The organism is Allochromatium warmingii (assembly GCF_900107145.1).
Classification (GTDB): domain Bacteria; phylum Pseudomonadota; class Gammaproteobacteria; order Chromatiales; family Chromatiaceae; genus Thermochromatium; species Thermochromatium warmingii.
The window spans coordinates 1-2,722 of record NZ_FNOW01000077.1; the positions used below are offsets into that span (position 1 = coordinate 1).

Genomic DNA, 2,722 nt, shown 5'->3' on the forward strand with positions numbered 1-2,722 from the left:
GTGGATCGGCAAGATCAGCAAAGTACGGACGGGGATCTAACAATTTCGGCGACATCGGCGGCTCAGGCGTCGAGACAAAAGGTACTTGGCTACCTACTCAACTGATGATTGTCAATACTCTGATAGCGCGATCGCCTTGTAAGCGCGCCATGAGCAGGGCCGGCGTCTCGGTTGGCGCGGTGGCCTCCGTGGGTGGAGCCGGAGGCGCTGCTGGAGCGGATGTCGGTGCCGGCGATGGCGCCTTCGGCCGTTGCGCGGCCTCTGGATACTCATGCAGGTTACGCCTACTAGCGGCGCTGAGCGGCTGGGCAGCCAAGGCCTCGATTGCCGACCAGTCCAGCGCTTGGACGGCCTGGTAGAGTGCCCACTGCTCGGCCTCCATGTGCTCACGCGCCAAGCTGTCGCCGCCTTGCTGCCGGTGCAGGCGCGGGTCGATAAAGGCGGTGATCTCGCGTGCGGTGGGTCGGCGCAGCCCCTGCACCTCGAGCGTGCTCAGGGTCTCGAACAACTGCCCGGTGGCGCCGACCGGGTCGCTGAGCATGTCCTCATGGCGCACGGCTAGGCGCGGCAGACCACGGCTGCTGTGGATGGCATCGCGCAGATGCCGCTCCCAGAGTGCGATGCCGAACGCCAGCGGAAAGCCCTCGCGCGCCTTAAGCGACTGCGCCACCTGAATCGGATGCCGAAAGACATGGACGATCACCGGCACCTCGAGCAGTGGCCGCCAGCAGGGAAAGAGCACGCACAAGCGCGGATCCTTGAGCACCCAGGGGCGGTTGGCGTCCAGATTCAGGATCAGGTTGCGTGCTTTCCCCTCGAACTCGGCACGCGCCTCGGCGGGGATGTTAGCGGCATCGAACCCGCTCAGCTGCCACCAGCTGGCACCGACGGAGCGGAACAGCGCGTCGTTGAACTGCATCACATCGCGCCGTTCCCAATGGCCCTTGGGGTTCGATGGGCTTGCCGCCTGAAAGCAGCCCTCGGCGCCTAGGTAGGCCCCCATCATGTTGATCATGCGCGTCACCGCCGAGGTGCCGGAGCGGTGCATGCCGAGGACGATGAGTTGCATGGCTGGGTGGGTCTTGTCGCAGACTCGCCAAGAGATTAAGGGTTAGTAGACCCGTTATTCGAACTAAGGCTTCACGAAAACCTAGATGCTGGACTACAATCTGCCAGCCACTTGGAATTCCCGAGCTAATGTTCGCGCCTTAGTCATCAGCTCCCCTAGGCGGGATGGTTGCCTAATTGCATTCAGGGCAATGCCGTGCGCAAGACGATCATGAGTGAGAAAAAAGTATGATTCATACAGCATACGTTCTGCTTCCTCGCCTTTCGCGATCGCCTGTTCAATCTGTTCGATCTGTCGATGACGCTGAGGCGTTAGGCGCTCCTTCTTGCCATTCCCGGCAAGACGCTTGCGCCACTTGTTTTGCCAGCTCCTGAAATCGATGCCGTCAAAATGTAGCAGGATCGCATCATCAACGATTGAAGGGGGTTGGCCATTTGCAAGCGTTGGGCGATGATTACGATCCAATCCGGGAATCCGCGCATCGGTTGAGATAATACTTTTACCTTGCCTATGCCCCATGAAACCGTCTTTGCTAATCTCTACCCCGAGTTGCGGATACAAGGTTTCAACGGGGTGTGCGGATCCCAGTGGTGGTAATACCTTGAAGTAACGTTGGCTAAACGGCAACCCGCTAAGACTTTCAGTGTCATGAACTGCCTCGCAAGGGAGCAGGCAGACAGCGTCGAAGCACTTGAGATGCGCTGTAATGATATCTGGAAAGAAAGCGTCTGAGTAAAGGAATTCGTCGGAATCGATGAAAGCCAGAGCGTCAATACCGAGAAGCCTGGCTCGAGCGATGGCATCCTTACGAATGGCGATGATGCGTCCGGTCAGAAGTTCAGGGCGTTTCGTCTGTTGCGCTAGCCAAAATTGGGGGGAACAGGGAATGCATTCAACTGAATTCGGTAAACTATTAGCTAGCTTGAGCGTTTGTAATGGGTAATCGAAATAGAGAAAAATCTTATCGATCCCGAGAGTTAGGTGATAAGCTGCAAACAGCCTTAAAAGATCAGGTTCTTGGGACACCAGAGCGGCTATAGCGATCGCCATAATGATCTTGTTAACCTGAGGCGCTAGCAATCATGGTTGTATTTTCGACTAGATAGTAGACTTGTACCGACAGAAAAGCGACCCTATAATATTTTTGTCAAAATCGAGTAAAATTTAGTTTTGAGGCTATATCATGATTTTTGAGAAATTTAAAAATCTGGATAATGATCGCGTGATTAAGGCTACAATTGGCATGAGTCGGGCAAAGTTCGATCAACTGGTAACGGATTTTACAGCCGCTTTTCAAGCGCATCAAGTCGAGCGATTACAGAGAAAAGAAATTAGACTTGTACCGCACGCTAACTTATTGATTTTAGGCTATTTTGAAGTTCCAGAGTCCGGCTCCAAAGTCCCAAAAATTGGTCAATGAATAAAACGGATTGATTGCGAACGCGATGTGTTAGGCAGTGAAAATGCTTCATGCCTCCAATCGCATGTTCAACAACAACACGCTTTTGGGCGTGCGCTTTATTCGCTTTTTCCTGCTTTTCGGTCAAAGCTGGAGATAGATTTTTCTTAGACTTTCTTGGTTTTTTATGTGGTAAAACGATCTTGGATTTTGACCCATAATCTTTGTTTGCCCCTAAAAATCCGAGATCTGCC

Annotated in this window: 3 protein-coding genes; all 3 read right to left on the reverse strand. The window is 53.7% G+C overall.

Annotation, left to right across the window (positions count from 1 at the left end):
* Positions 1–97: 97 nt before the first annotated feature.
* Positions 98–1,069 (reverse strand): sulfotransferase family protein, encoded by a 972-nt coding sequence (locus tag BLW10_RS13440; RefSeq protein ID WP_091335536.1) that lies wholly within the window; start codon positions 1,067–1,069, stop codon positions 98–100.
* Positions 1,070–1,162: 93 nt separating this feature from the next.
* Entirely contained in the window at positions 1,163–2,119 is a 957-nt protein-coding gene (locus BLW10_RS13445; protein ID WP_091335538.1) for a glycosyltransferase family protein, read from the reverse strand.
* 299 nt (positions 2,120–2,418) lie between these two features.
* A partial coding sequence (locus BLW10_RS13450) for a transposase family protein (RefSeq protein WP_091335541.1) occupies positions 2,419–2,722 on the reverse strand: 304 nt, incomplete at its 5' end.

Bases quoted from the DNA above. Each gene is read 5' to 3' on its own strand.
- BLW10_RS13440 (WP_091335536.1), bottom strand. From the start codon at position 1,069: ATGCAACTCATCGTCCTCGGCATGCACCGCTCCGGCACCTCGGCGGTG.
- BLW10_RS13445 (WP_091335538.1), bottom strand. From the start codon at position 2,119: ATGGCGATCGCTATAGCCGCTCTGGTGTCCCAAGAACCTGATCTTTTA.